Origin of the sequence: Agromyces cerinus, assembly GCF_016907835.1 — a bacterium.
GTDB classification, from domain to species: domain Bacteria; phylum Actinomycetota; class Actinomycetes; order Actinomycetales; family Microbacteriaceae; genus Agromyces; species Agromyces nitratus.
The window spans coordinates 3,648,559-3,661,477 of sequence record NZ_JAFBCT010000001.1; the positions used below are offsets into that span (position 1 = coordinate 3,648,559).

15 protein-coding genes are annotated in these 12,919 nt (G+C 69.8%); 4 read left to right on the plus strand and 11 right to left on the minus strand.

The window, feature by feature from the left end; genetic code table 11:
* Positions 1 to 26: 26 nt before the first annotated feature.
* The 5 genes from JOE59_RS17085 to JOE59_RS17105 form a co-directional block, all read right to left on the minus strand.
* Positions 27 to 1,262: an RNA polymerase sigma factor gene (locus JOE59_RS17085; RefSeq protein WP_204462608.1), complete on the minus strand. Its 1,236-nt coding sequence runs from the start codon at positions 1,260 to 1,262 to the stop codon at positions 27 to 29.
* Positions 1,259 to 1,582, minus strand: a complete 324-nt coding sequence (locus JOE59_RS17090) for a YciI family protein (protein WP_204462610.1) — start codon at positions 1,580 to 1,582, stop codon at positions 1,259 to 1,261. Before JOE59_RS17090 ends, JOE59_RS17085 begins: the two co-directional genes overlap by 4 nt.
* Before the next feature lie 57 nt (positions 1,583 to 1,639).
* Positions 1,640 to 1,999 carry a hypothetical protein gene (locus JOE59_RS17095; RefSeq protein WP_204462612.1) on the minus strand — a complete coding sequence of 120 codons (360 nt, stop codon included), beginning with the start codon at positions 1,997 to 1,999 and terminating at the stop codon, positions 1,640 to 1,642.
* Positions 2,000 to 2,175: 176 nt separating this feature from the next.
* Positions 2,176 to 2,787, minus strand: coding sequence for a dihydrofolate reductase family protein (locus JOE59_RS17100; protein WP_204462614.1), 612 nt, complete (start codon positions 2,785 to 2,787; stop codon positions 2,176 to 2,178).
* A gap of 423 nt (positions 2,788 to 3,210) precedes the next feature.
* Entirely contained in the window at positions 3,211 to 3,666 is a 456-nt protein-coding gene (locus tag JOE59_RS17105) for a MarR family winged helix-turn-helix transcriptional regulator (protein ID WP_179551436.1), read from the minus strand.
* Between the two features lie 86 nt (positions 3,667 to 3,752).
* Between JOE59_RS17105 and JOE59_RS17110 the strand changes: the two genes are divergently transcribed.
* The gene (locus tag JOE59_RS17110; RefSeq protein ID WP_179551435.1) at positions 3,753 to 4,169 is read left to right on the plus strand and encodes an organic hydroperoxide resistance protein; all 417 of its coding nucleotides are present in this window, start codon (positions 3,753 to 3,755) and stop codon (positions 4,167 to 4,169) included.
* 1 nt (position 4,170) lies between these two features.
* Here the strand turns inward: JOE59_RS17110 and JOE59_RS17115 are convergent, their stop codons facing one another.
* A complete protein-coding gene (locus JOE59_RS17115; RefSeq protein WP_204462617.1) occupies positions 4,171 to 4,752 on the minus strand; it encodes a DUF7010 family protein in 582 nt (193 codons plus the stop codon).
* 421 nt (positions 4,753 to 5,173) lie between these two features.
* Between JOE59_RS17115 and JOE59_RS17120 the strand changes: the two genes are divergently transcribed.
* Positions 5,174 to 5,317 carry a hypothetical protein gene (locus JOE59_RS17120; protein ID WP_204462619.1) on the plus strand — a complete coding sequence of 48 codons (144 nt, stop codon included), beginning with the start codon at positions 5,174 to 5,176 and terminating at the stop codon, positions 5,315 to 5,317.
* Positions 5,318 to 5,355: 38 nt separating this feature from the next.
* Here JOE59_RS17120 and JOE59_RS17125 read toward each other — a convergent pair whose 3' ends face one another.
* From JOE59_RS17125 to JOE59_RS17145, 5 genes are all read right to left on the minus strand, one after another.
* The gene (locus tag JOE59_RS17125) at positions 5,356 to 6,177 is read right to left on the minus strand and encodes a putative F420-0 ABC transporter ATP-binding protein (RefSeq protein ID WP_204462627.1); all 822 of its coding nucleotides are present in this window, start codon (positions 6,175 to 6,177) and stop codon (positions 5,356 to 5,358) included.
* Positions 6,174 to 7,190 carry a putative F420-0 ABC transporter permease subunit gene (locus tag JOE59_RS17130; RefSeq protein ID WP_307837103.1) on the minus strand — a complete coding sequence of 339 codons (1,017 nt, stop codon included), beginning with the start codon at positions 7,188 to 7,190 and terminating at the stop codon, positions 6,174 to 6,176. The genes JOE59_RS17125 and JOE59_RS17130 overlap by 4 nt, the downstream gene beginning before the upstream one ends.
* A gap of 122 nt (positions 7,191 to 7,312) precedes the next feature.
* Positions 7,313 to 8,311: a putative F420-0 ABC transporter substrate-binding protein gene (locus JOE59_RS17135; protein WP_204462632.1), complete on the minus strand. Its 999-nt coding sequence runs from the start codon at positions 8,309 to 8,311 to the stop codon at positions 7,313 to 7,315.
* A 108-nt stretch (positions 8,312 to 8,419) separates the two neighbouring features.
* Positions 8,420 to 9,415, minus strand: coding sequence for a 2-phospho-L-lactate transferase (gene cofD / locus JOE59_RS17140; protein ID WP_204462634.1), 996 nt, complete (start codon positions 9,413 to 9,415; stop codon positions 8,420 to 8,422).
* A 68-nt stretch (positions 9,416 to 9,483) separates the two neighbouring features.
* Positions 9,484 to 9,888 carry a DUF4406 domain-containing protein gene (locus tag JOE59_RS17145; RefSeq protein ID WP_204462636.1) on the minus strand — a complete coding sequence of 135 codons (405 nt, stop codon included), beginning with the start codon at positions 9,886 to 9,888 and terminating at the stop codon, positions 9,484 to 9,486.
* Positions 9,889 to 9,937: 49 nt separating this feature from the next.
* Here JOE59_RS17145 and JOE59_RS17150 point away from each other — a divergent pair, with 49 nt between their 5' ends.
* Entirely contained in the window at positions 9,938 to 10,696 is a 759-nt protein-coding gene (locus JOE59_RS17150; RefSeq protein WP_204462639.1) for a DeoR/GlpR family DNA-binding transcription regulator, read from the plus strand.
* Between the two features lie 152 nt (positions 10,697 to 10,848).
* Positions 10,849 to 12,897, plus strand: coding sequence for an elongation factor G (locus tag JOE59_RS17155; RefSeq protein ID WP_204462641.1), 2,049 nt, complete (start codon positions 10,849 to 10,851; stop codon positions 12,895 to 12,897).
* The last annotated feature ends 22 nt before the right edge of the window (positions 12,898 to 12,919 follow it).

Below are 12,919 nucleotides of genomic sequence, written 5' to 3' on the forward strand. Positions count from 1 at the left end.
ACGAGTGCAGTCCGTAGCCGTTTGCACTACTGCAGCTGGTCCCGGCGGCGTGTCAGGTTCGCGGTCTCGGCGGTATTGCCCGCCAGATCGATGGCTTTGTCATACGCGGCGCGGGCATCTTGGCTGCGTCCCAGCCGGCGCAGCAGTTCGGCTCGCGTGGCATGGAAGGCGTGATACCCGTTCAATTCCGTTTCGAGGCGATCGACGATAACAAGTGCCACTTCGGGGCCGTCGAGTTCGGCCACCGCGATGGCCCTGTTGAGGGCGATGATCGGTGACGGGTCGACGTTCACGAGCTGATCGTAAAGGGCGAGGACCTGTGACCAGTCGGTGTCGCGGATGTCGCGGGCGGAGGTGTGCACCGCGCCGATCGCCGCGAGGATCTGGTAGCGACCGGGAACCTGACCGGCGGCGGCGGCGGTCAGGCGCTCGCGCACCAGCCGATGACCCTCAGCAATGAGTGCCGGGTTCCAGGCCCCACGTTTCTGCTCATCGAGCGGAATCAGTTCCCCGTCTACCGAGATCCGGGCGGTACGGCGGGCTTCCGTGAGGAGCATCAGCGCCAGCAATCCAGCCACTTCGCCGTCCTCAGGCATGAGGGCACGGACCAGGCGAGTGAGCCGGATCGCCTCGGCCGTCAGGTCGGCACGTACCGGGCCGGTGCCTGGCCCGGTCGCCAGGTAGCCCTCATTGAAGACCAGGAAGAGCACCGCGAGCACTCCGGAGACGCGGCCCGGGAGATCCGCCGCAGACGGTATCCGGTATGGGATGCGAGCCGCCTTGATCTTGGCTTTGGCGCGGGTTATCCGCTGTCCCATCGTGTTCTCGGGGACAAGGAATGCGCGGGCGATCTCGGGCATGGTCAGGCCGCCGATCATGCGCAGGGTCAGCGCCACCCGGTTCTCCATCGCGAGCGATGGATGACAGCAGGTGAAGATCAGCCGGAGCCGGTCGTCCTCGATGACCCCGTTCGACTCGGTTGGGGCGTTGTCGGACACCATCAGAGCCTCCTTGTGCTTGGCGTCGCGTTGGTTCTCGCGCCGCAGTCGATCGATGCCCTTGCGGTTCGCGGTAGTGGTGAGCCAGGCGCCTGGATTGGGTGGCACGCCGTCGGCCGGCCACCGGGCGACGGCGGTCGCGAAGGCCTCGGCCGCGGCCTCCTCGGCGAGGTCGAGGTTGCCGAAGCGTCTGGTCAAGCCGGCGACCACCCGGGCCCACTCGTCACGGTATGCCCGGGTGATCGCGTCCTCGGCGTCGTTCACGCGAACGGTCGCACCTCGATCTTCCGGTCGCAGACCTTCGAAGCCTCTGCGGCGAGGGTGAGCGCAGCATCCAGATCGGGCGCCTCCCACACCCAGAGGCCGGCGAGGTATTCCTTCGACTCCACGAAGGGTCCGTCGCTGATCACCTGCTGCTCGCCCCGGTTGTCGATGACCGTGGCCGCGTCAGGGTTCGCGAGGCCACCCGCGAACACCCAGTAACCGTCGGCGATGAGACGCTCGTTGAACGCGCTGATCCCCGGCCGCTTGTCCGAACTGCCGGGAGTGCTCATATCGTCGATCACGGAAACGAGGTACTGCATCTGAAGATCCTCTCCTTCGGTTTGTGTCAGCGCTCCCACTCAGGTCGCGCGTCAGTGTCATTGCGGGCCAGCGGGATGCGCGAGGTCGTAGGCGCGCGAGATCTTCGCCGGGACGACCATGCGCCAAGCATCGACGACGAGCTCGTGGGCCTCGGCCGGCTCGAGGACTGCGAGATCGGCGTGGACCCAGTTGAAGCGCAGATCCGAGTCCGAGGGCATCTGGAACTTGCGCGCGTTCCCCCCGACGAGTGCTGCCCGCTCCTCCTTCGGGAAGGCGAACCCCATCACTTTCTCGTCGAGTGAGAACGCGACGTAGACCATCCGACCGACGCGGAACTTCAATCGCCCGCGCACGTAGGCATGGTAGGAGCGCTCCAACTCTGCGCCCAGCGCGTGAACGTCGTCGATGACCGCCATGTCTACAGCCTCTCAGGCATATCCGACACGGAGCGATCCCCGGATGTGCAGGTGGGGCGGAGTGGGGTCACGCTTCACGGCGGGCTTCCTCAGGCCTTCACGTGGCCGCGCGCCTCGACGATCCTGCCGTCCCGGACGCGGATCAGCTTCACGCCGTGTACGTCGATCGGACGGCATCAGAAGGTTGCGTAGTTGGGACGGCCAGTGGGCCGATACGTCTGGATCATCACTCCCTTCGAATCGGAACGCGAGTCGACCAGCTTCATCGCGATGTCTCGACCTGGGTCTGCGAAGAGTCGGGCTCCCTGCCCCAGGACCACGGGGATGATGATGAGTTCCATTTCGTCGACGAGGTCCTTCTCGAGGAGCCACTGGATGAGACGGCTGCTTCCGTGTACTTGCAGTTCGCCGTCGCCGCTGGCTTTCAGGTCCGTGATGGCGGCGAAGAGGTCGTCTCCGAGGACCGCTGTGTTCGGCCATTCCGGTTCCGTCAGTGTTCTGGATGCCACGTACTTCGGCTTCGAGTTCAACACCACTCCAATCGGGTGTCGTTTCAGGTCCTCGATGGTGCCCCAGAATTCGTGGAGGATGTCGTATGTTCGGCGGCCGAAGAGGAACGCGTCGGCCCGCTGGAACGTCGCGGCAATGTGGTCGCGGGTCGTGTCGTCACCCGCTCCCCTCGCCCATCCTCCGCGTTCGAATCCTCCCTCGAGGTCTTCAACAGTTGGGCCGCCGTTGCCCTGAGTTACTCCGTCCAGAGTGAGCTGCGTGATCGTCGTAAGTTTCATCGGCCTGGTTCTCCATGACTTCGGCACCCACGTTGGGGGCCGTTCATGAAGTCAACGAACGACTCCGCGCGAATCCGACACCAATCGAGAAACCTGTTCAGACAAGAAGTCTCACGGCGAGCACTCCGGATCGAACGGATCCCGGCACCGGGAACGTCGACTACTCGCCGTACCTGCCCGCCAGGAGTCGGCGGCCCTACCGACGACCTCACCAGTGCACGGGCGTGGAATGGCACGCGGACCCAGCCGTTGTCGAACGAGAACGAGCTGCATTCGCTGCCCGATACGCTCTGCGCGGCACACGCCCGCGCTGTGTGACGGCGGGTGTCTACCCCGCGTCTACGTGGTCGAACGTTCGTCCGGCACTCGAATGGACTGGGAACAGCTCGGCCCGCCTGCGCTCCTCGAGCGACGAAGGCCTCATCATCCTCGCGCTCCGGGCCCAAGCTCCGCGGCGCGTTCATCAAGGGCGGCGACGAGCTTGCGCATCTCCTCGTGCAGATGGTCGGCATCGCGGTCGCTGTAGTGGAACGTGCTGAAGACCTTTGCCACGAGATCCTCCCCCCGTTCCTCGAGCTTGCGGCCTCGTGTGGTCAGGCGTACCAGCACGGATCGCTCGTCGGTGGTACTGCGCTCGCGCGTCACGAAACCGGCCGCCTCGAGCCGCTTCAGCAGCGGTGACAGCGTGCCAGAGTCGAATCGCAGCGCGGCGCCGAGTTCTTTGACCGTCTGTGGATCGCGATCCCACAACACGAGCATGGCCATGTACTGCGGGTACGTGAGCCCCAACTCGCGTAGCGCGGGCCGGTAGGCGTTGTCGAGCTCTCGTGCAGCGACATGCACCGCAAAGCAGGCTAGATCATCGGGCAGGACTCCCATGGGGAGCATCTTACGTCCATTTGACAGCACACATTTGAGTTGTGTACAACTAAATTGCTGCCAATACAACTTGAGGAGCTACCCCCATGAACGCGATATATACCGCCGTAGCCACGTCTTCGGGACGGGACAGCCGTGCCGTCACATCAGACGGCCGGCTCGACGTCATGCTCGCCATGCCGAATGAGATGGGCGGTACTGGTGAGGGAACGAATCCAGAACAGCTGTTCGCTGCGGGGTACGCAGCCTGCTTCTCGACGTCGCTCGGGATAGTGGCGAAGCGCATGGCGATCGACGCCCGCGACGTGGCAGTCACCGCGGAAGTGAGCCTGGTTCCAAGGGTGGGCGGCTCGGGCTTCGCACTTGCAACTGTCCTTCGGGTCGAGTTGCCCGAGCACATTGCGGAAGGTTCCGCCCGAGCGCTGATCGACGCAACGCATCAGGTCTGCCCCTATTCGAACGCGACCCAGGGCAACATGCCCGTCGAGATCGTGATCGAATGACTCAGCCCCCTAAGGACCGGATGGCGATCCGCCTGCGGGCGGGGGGCTTGCGAGCGATGTCCCTAGCCCGAAACAGCAACACGGCGAAGACGAGGAAGATGCCGGCGCCGATCCACCCGCTGACTGCGCCGAGGTTGGGCAGCAAGAACAGGGTGATCGCGCCGAGCGCAACGAGCACACCTGCAAGAACTGCGAACAGCCTCATGCCGTAGAGCGAGATGAACACGAGGTAATGCGCGCCGACGATGATGAGCGATGCCGGGAAGAAGAGAAGAGGCTCGTACTTGCCGAGCACGATCGCAACGAGGAGTCCGAGCGGCACGGTGAAGGCGGATTGCATCGCCAAAGCGGCAGAGGGATGACCCTTCGGGAGCGCAACGGGGCCACCCATGAACTTCAGGACGAGCGCTGCCAACGGGAAGATCAACATGCCACCGAAGAACAGCACAGCCATGCCGGCGGCAGGTGAAACCCAGAAGAAGACCGCAGCCGCGACGGCCCAGATGATCGCGGAGACGAGCGGCCCGGAGAAGCCGCCACGGTAGATACGCCTCACGTCGGCCTGGGCTTGCAGAACGTCCACGTCGGTCCTCATCCAGTCGGGCCGAGTCACCTACGGCAGATGCGTCAACGCTCATCAGAACGCGCCGGACCAATCATGGCGTAGTGCCGCGCCGCGGCTCCACCCCACCTCTTGTCCGAAAGCCGGTCCGTCACCGGTTCTCGTGTACGAGACGTAGCGTCGAGGGGCACCCGGCAGGCCGATTCCCGTATAGCCCGCCCGCGCAGCTGTCCCGGTGGCGGTGCCCCCAACGCTTCACGCGTGAGAGCAGGATCACGGTGACGGCGCTGACTCCTTCGTGATGCCCTCAGGCGTTCGGTGCTTCGGTACTTCGGTACCGACCCTTCGAGGACATCCTTGCGGGGATCTCCTCACGTCGAGGATGCTCCGTCGCGTGCGCCGGAGCCGAAGTGGAACGCCGATCGCCCCCTATGCTCGCCGCATGGAGTTCCTACTGACCGGCATCGCGCTGTGCGTCTTCTTCGGCGGCATCAGCGTCATCGGCGCGCTGCGCCGGATCGCGGACGCGACCGAGGAGATCGCACGCAACACCCGCGACCGTGCAGGAATCGACGCGCCGCAGTAGGTCGTCGGTACTCGGCACTCGGTGCTCGGCCCGGTGCGTCAGGTGCGTGGGTCGAGCGCGACCTCGGGCGTGCGCGCCGACGAGACACCCGAATAGGCGATGATCGGCCGCCCCGTCGAGGGATGCGCGAGCACCTCGGCCTCGACGCCCCAGACCTCGCGGATGAGCCCCGGTTCGAGCACGTCGGCCGGGTCGCCGGATGCCACGACCCGCCCGCCGTCGAGCACGATGACGTGATCCGCGTACGCAGCCGCGAGGCCGAGATCGTGCAGCGCGGCGAGCACTGTGCGCCCCGAGGCGGCGAGCGTGCGGAGCAGCTCGAGGCTCGTGAGCTGCGCGCGCACGTCGAGGTGGTTGGTCGGCTCGTCGAGCAGCAGCAGCTCGGGCTCCTGCGCGAGTGCACGGGCGAGGTTCACCCGCTGGCGCTCGCCGCCCGAGAGCGTCGCGTACTCGCGCGGCGCGAGCGACTCGAGGCCGAGCACCGCGAGTGATTCGGCGACGACGGCGTGATCGTGCTCGCCGAGGCCGGACCACGGGCCGAGGTGCGGGGTGCGCCCGAGCGCGACGACTTCGTGCACGCGCAGCTCGGGGGCATCGTGCGTCTCCTGCTCGGCGAGGGCGATGCGGCGCGCCCGGTCGCGTCGGCGCAGTGCGGCGAGGTCGCTGCCGGCGAACGCGAGCGCACCGGCATCCGCTCGCTCGATGCCCGCGATGAGGTGCAGCAGGGTCGACTTGCCTGCGCCGTTCGGGCCGAGCAGCGCGCCGAGGGCGCCCGCGGGCACCGTGACGTCGACGTCGTCGACGATGAGGCGGCCGGTGCGCGAGAAGCGCACGCGGGAGAGGTCGAGCCCGTCGGTCACGAGACCCTCCGTCGCATGAGGAGCAGGGCGAAGACTGGTCCGCCGATGAGCGCCGTGATGATGCCGACGGGGAGCTCCCGCGGGTCGAAGAGCGTGCGCGCGGCGGTGTCGGCCCAGACCAGGAACAGCGCGCCCGCGAGTGCCGAGAGCGGCAGCAGCGCGCGGTGGCGCGAGCCGACGAGCAGGCGCACGCCGTGCGGAAGGATCAGCCCGACGAAGCCGATCGATCCGCTCACGGCGACGAGCGCCCCAGTGAGCAGCGCGGTGCCGCCGAGCAGCAGCACCCGGCTGCGGCCGACGTGCACCCCGAGCGCGGATGCCGCGGCGTCGCCGAACGCGAAGGCGTCGAGGGTGCGGGCGCTCGCGATGAGCGGGATGCCGATGGCCACGAGCGCCCCGCCCGCGATCGCGACCGAGACCCAGTCGGTGCCGGCGAGCGAGCCGAGCAGCCAGTTGAGGATCTCGCGGTAGCTGTCGCCGGTGGCGCTCCAGAAGATGACGAGGCTCGTGATCGCGCCGAACATCGACGAGACGGCGAGCCCGGCGAGCACCGTGCGGGTGGGGGAGAGCCCGCCGCCCGGGCCGCGGCCCCCGCCCCGCCCCGCCGCACCCGCGAGGGCGAGCGTCGCGATGAGGGCGGCGAGGGCGCCGGCGAACGCGGCGAGCGGCAGCAGCAGTCCGACGCCGAGCACGATCACGACGACCGCGCCGACCGAGGCGCCGGAGGAGAGGCCGAGCAGGTACGGGTCGGCGAGCGGATTGCGCGTCAGCGCCTGCATGACCGCACCGCAGAGCGCGAGACCGGCGCCCACCGCGGCGGCGGTGAGCACGCGGGGCATCCGCAGCTCCCAGACGATGCCGTCACGGAGTGGGCTGAGCGTCGGTTCACCGATGCCGAGGTGCGCCAGCACGCTCGCGACCACGTCGCTCGGAGCGAGTCCGGCCGGCCCGATGGTGACCGCCGCGACGACGGATGCCACGAGCGCCGCGCCGAGTGCGACGGCCCAGAGCACCGTGCGGCCGCGCCGCCGCTTCGCGGGTTGAGGAGCGAGCGCAGCGAGCGTCTCGAAACCTTCCCCGGGGGCGGTTTCGACAGGCTCAACCCGCAGAGACTGCTCAACCAGCGGGGTCTTCATCAGCCGAGCGCCCCGAGCTGCTCGACGAGCGACGCGACCGCGCCGACGTTGCGGACGCCGGCCTCGGTCGCCGGGAAGTCGACGACGAGATACCGCTTCGCCTGAACGGCAGGGAGGGCCGCCGTCGCCGCGTTCGACTCGAGGTGCGCGATCTTCTGCTCGGCGGTGTTCCACGCGGCGTCGACGAGCACGATGACGTCGGGGTTCGCGGCGACGATCGCCTCCCAGCCCATCGAGGTCCATGTGTCCTCGACGTCGGCCGCGATGTTCTCGAGGCCGGCGGCCTCCATGATCATCTGCGGTGCGCCGATGCCCGCGCCGACGAACGGCGTCTCGTCGCCCGAGCTGTACCAGAGCGCCGTGAGGCCGTCGGTGTTCGGCTCGATCGCGTCGAGCTCGGCCCGCTGCGTCGTGACCAGGTCGGCCGCGGCATCCGGAACGCCGAAGATGTCGCCCGCCTCCTCGAACTCGCGGAACACCTCGTCGAAGGTGAGCGGGTTCGGCATGTAGCCCTCGCCCTTGCACGCGGCCGGCGCGACGTACGTCGAGACGCCGAGCTTCGCGAGCGTCTCGCGGTCTCCGGCGCCCTCGGCCGACAGGTTCGACTCCCAGCCGGCGAAGACCAGGTCGGGCTCTGCCGCGAGCGTCGCCTCCTGCGACGGCACCTTGTCGGAGAGCGACTCGATGCCCGACGCGGCGTCGGCGTACGACTCGGGCACCGGCCCGTCACTGAAGGCCGAGCCGATGACGCGGTCTTCGAGGCCGAGGGCGAGCAGCAGCTCGAGGGTCGACGACTTGATCGTGACGACCCGCTCGGGCGCCGCCGCGAAGGTCACCTCGGTGCCGCAGTTGTCGATCGTGAGCGGGAACCCCGATGCCGCGGCGTCGGGCGCGGCATCCGCGTCGGCGGGGCCGGCGGCACTTCCGGTCGCGCACCCGGCGAGCAGGAGCACGGCGGCGACGGGCGCGGCGATGAAGAGGGGACGGAACGTGGGCATCAGGCCTCCGGGTGGCGTGCGAGTAGGGCACCGACGTCGTCGGGGACTCGCAGCCCAATGCCGGGCCGCACACGCCGATCAGATCCAGACCGGCGGGTCGGCTCAATCCTAGACCGCGAGGTCGAGCGCCGCACCGGCGAGATCGGCCGAGGTGTCGAGATCGCGCATCCAGAGGGGCACGGATGCCGCGGTGAGCCCGATCGCCTCGAGGGGCGCGAGCGCGGCGGCATCCGTCTCGTCGACGAGCCAGCCGTCGAGCAGGCCCCCCGTCGACCGCGAGCCGTAGTGCCGGCCGACCCCCTCGGCGCTCGTCTCGACGCCGATCACGGGCAGGCACGCGTCGGCCATGCCGCGCACGACCTTGCCGCCGATGATCGGCGAGACGCCGACGACGGGCGCCGAGGTCTCGGCGAGCGCCTCGCGGATGCCGGGCACCGACAGGATGGTGCCGATCGAGACGACCGGGTTCGACGGGGCGATGAGCACGATGTCGGCCCCGACGATCGCCTCGACGACCCCGGGTGCCGGCCGGGCCGTCTCGATGTTCCGCTGCCGGAACGCGATCGCGGGCAGCGTGGCGCGGTAGCGCGTCCACCACTCCTGGAAGTGCATCTCGCGCTCGCCGTCGAGCTTGTCGGGGTCGGCGACGAGCACGTCGGTGTCGACCTCGGTGTCGGTCGCGGGAATCAGGTGCACGCCGAGCGGCCAGCGCTGCTGCAGACGGTGCGCCACCTCCGACGGGGTCGCGCCGTCGCGGAGCCAGGCCGTGCGCGCGAGGTGCGTGCCGAGGTCGAGGTCGCCGAGGGTGAACCACGGCCAGCCGGCGCCCCATTCACGCAGCTCTGCGGCGACGCGCTCGGTCTCGCCCGCCCGGCCCCAGCCGCGTTCGGTGTCGTTGACGCCCGCGAGCGAGTAGAGCAGCGAGTCGAAGTCGGGCATGAGGCGCACGCCGGCGAGCCAGATGTCGTCGCCGGTGTTCACGATCACGGTGACGGATGCCTCGGTGCCCCCGTGCCCGTCGGGCCAGCGCCGCGCGCACTCCTCGCGCACGCCGCGCACGAAGCGCGAGCCTCCGACTCCGCCCGCGAGCACCGTGATCTGCACCGTTCAACCCTACGGCCGTGTGCGAGCCCGATTCCGACTCGCACACGACTCGTGGGTTCTGCGAGAGGTCAGGCCGCGGCGTCGGCCGCGAACACCGGGATCTCGTCGATCGAGCGGTAGACCGGGATGCCCCTGGCCTCCGCGATGCGCACGTCCTGATCGGCGCCGTGCGAGGCGCCCTCGAGGCGCAGCACGGCGTCGCAGTGCTGCAGCAGGCGGTGGGCGGTCGTGTACATGACGTCGCCCTCGACGGGCGATGAGCCGGCGGATGCGTCGTGGCCCGAGGCATCCGTCGACGCCACGCGCAGGATGGGGAGCGCGACCCATTCGCCGATCATCGGCACGTGGCCGCGTTCGTAGATCGGCCAGGAGGCCTGCTCGAGGCGTTCGAGGTTGCGGGCGATGCGGGCGGGGTCGCCGTCGGTGCCCGAGCGGTAGGGGCCGGCGATGAGAATGAGCAGTGGTTTCGACATGCTCGACACCATAACGTGCAAGAATGTGTAGAAACAAGGAGGAACGTGCATGCTGACCGCGCAACGCCGTGAACTGCTGCTCGAACTGCTGCAGCGCGACGGCCGCATCGTGGCCGCCGATGCCGCGGCCGATCTGGGCATCTCCGAGGACACGATCCGCCGCGACCTCCGCGAACTCGCGGCGGCGGGCCTCTGCCAGCGCGTGTACGGCGGAGCGCTGCCGGCCTCGCCGGCCACCTCGCCCTACGAGGCGCGCACCCGCATCGAGCCCGAGAGCAAGCACCGCATCGCCGCGGCCGCCGCCGCACTCATCGAACCGGGCGCGACCGTGCTGCTCGACGGCGGTACGAGCACGCTCGCCCTCGTCGGTGCGCTCCCGCGCTCACTGCACGCGACCGTCATCACGCACAGCCCGACCATCGCCGTGGCGCTCGCCGAGCACGAGCACATCGAACTGCAGCTCATCGGCGGCCGCGTCTACCGGCACTCGATGGTCACGTGCGGCGCGATCGCCGTCGAGGCCCTGCGCGATGTGAGCGCCGACCTGTTCTTCCTCGGCGTCACCGGGGTGCACGCCGAGGCCGGCCTCACTACGGGCGATGCGGAGGAGGCGGCCATGAAGCGCGCGCTCGCGCGCTCGGCCGCCGAGACCTACGTGCTCGCGAGCACCGAGAAGATCGGTGCGGCCTCGACGTATCGGGTGCTGCCCCTCGACGAGGTGGCGGGAGTCGTCACCGATGCGGATGCCGCTTCGCCGGCGATGCTCGAGCTCGACCGCGCCGGGGTCAGGCTCCTGCCGGCGAGCTGAGCCGCGCCGACTCGCGGAGGGCTGGCGCTCGCGGCCCGCCGGGTACACGCGGCGACCGCCGTTTCGTCGGGTCGAGCCCGCAGAAGGCTGGCGCTCGCGGCCCGCCGGGTACACGATGGGACGGACAGCACCGCACCGGCGCGGGAGGCCACATGAACTCGGCATCGACCCCCACCCACCGGACCGTCGCCCTCGTGGGCGCCGCAGGTTCCGGCAAGACGAGCCTGCTCGAAGCGCTGCTGCTGCGCGCCGGCGCGATCCCGAGGGCGGGCAGCGTCGAGCAGGGCACCACGACCGGCGACCACGAGCCCGAGGAGATCGCGAGAGGCATGACCCTCGGGCTCTCGCTCGCCCACCTGGGCTGGGCGGCACCCGACGGCGTCGAGCACACGATGACCCTCGCCGACGCGCCGGGCCACCCCGATTTCGTCGGCGGTCTCGACACGGCGCTCGCGGTGGCGGATGCCGCGTTGCTGACCGTGAGCGCGGTCGACGGCGTGACCGCCGGCACGCGCTTCGCGGCGGCCGCCGCACAGGCGGCCGGGGTGCCGCTCATCGTCGTCATCACCCAGGAGGACAAGGCGCGGGCCGACTTCCGTCGGGTGCTGGGGGAGCTCCGCGAGGTGTTCGGCGACCGACTCGTGGCGCTCGAGCTGCCGCTCGGCGAGGAGCACGACTTCACCGCGCTCGCCGACGTGCTGAGCGAGCAGGCTCTCGTCTACGACGACACGGGCCATCATCGCGATGAAGCGCTGCCCGCCGCGGTCGAGCCCGAGGAGCACCGGCTGCACGTCGAGGTGACCGAGGAGATCGTGTCCCACGACGACGAGCAGCTCGAGGCGTACCTCGACGGGCGCGAGCCCGCGGCATCCGATCTCGAACGCACGCTCGCACGCGAGGTCGCGGCGGGCCGGGCGATCCCGGTGGTCGTGTGCTCGGCGCTGACCGGCGCCGGCGTCGACCGGGTCGCCGACCTCGTGTGCGCGCTCGCGCCGTCGGCGCTCGACCACGACAGCCGCATCGTGATGGGCGGCACCGCGGTCGCCGTGGCGCCGAACCCCGATGGCGACACCGTGCTGCACGTCTTCCGCACCGTCGCCGACCCGTTCGTCGGGCAGGTGTCGATGTTCAAGGTGCTCTCGGGCGTCGTGCACCCGAGCGATCGGCTGGTCAATGCCACGACCGGCGCCGACGAGCGCCTGCACGGGCTCTTCCGCCTGCGCGGGGCGGAGCACCTGCCCGCCGATGCGCTTCGGGCCGGCGAGGTCGGTGCAGTGGCCAAGCTCACCGGGTCGCCGACCGGCACCCTGCTCTGGACTCGCGCGAGCGGCAGTGCCGAGCCCGCGCCGCTGCCGCATCGCGAGCCGGTCTTCGCGCTGAGCCTCACGCCGGCCACGCAGTCCGACGACGAGAAGCTCATGACCTCCCTCGGCCGCATCGTCGCCGAGGATCCGACGCTCGTGATCGACCGAACCGGAGGCCACGCGATCCTCCGCGGCCTCGGTGACACGCATCTCGACGTCGCCGTCGAGCGGCTCGCGCGCGTCTTCGGCGTGCACGTCACGACCGCGGCGGCGCCGATCGCGTACCGCGAGACGATCGCGGGCAGGGCCGAGGTCGAGGGGCGGCTCAAGAAGCAGTCGGGCGGGCACGGCCAGTTCGCCGTCGTGCAGCTGCGGGTCTCGCCGCTGCCGCTCGGCGGCGGCTTCGAGTTCGTCGACTCCGTCGTCGGTGGGGCGGTGCCGCGCTCGTACATCCCGGCCGTCGAGAAGGGGGCACGCGATGCCCTCGCGGCAGGCGGTCCGCAGGGGCATCCGGTCGTCGACGTTCGGGTCGAGCTGGTCGACGGCAAGTCGCACTCGGTCGACTCCTCCGACATGGCGTTCCGCACCGCGGCCTCGATCGGCGCGAAGGCGGCGCTCGCCGAAGCGGGCACGGTGCTGCTCGAGCCCGTGTCGCTCGTGACCGTCACGGTGCCGAGCGACCTGCAGGGCACGGTGCTGACCGATCTCTCGGGTCGCCGCGGGCGGGTCAGCGCCACCGAGGTCGTCGGCGACGGCCGCGCCCGCATCGTGGCGAACGTGCCGGAGGCCGAACTCGGGCGCTACGTGCTCGACCTGCGCTCGATCACGGGCGGTCGGGCCGAGCTGACGATGAGCGCCGACCACTACGCACGGGTGCCGAGCAGCGCGAAGGCGTGACGGGCGGCTCCTGCACGCCGGC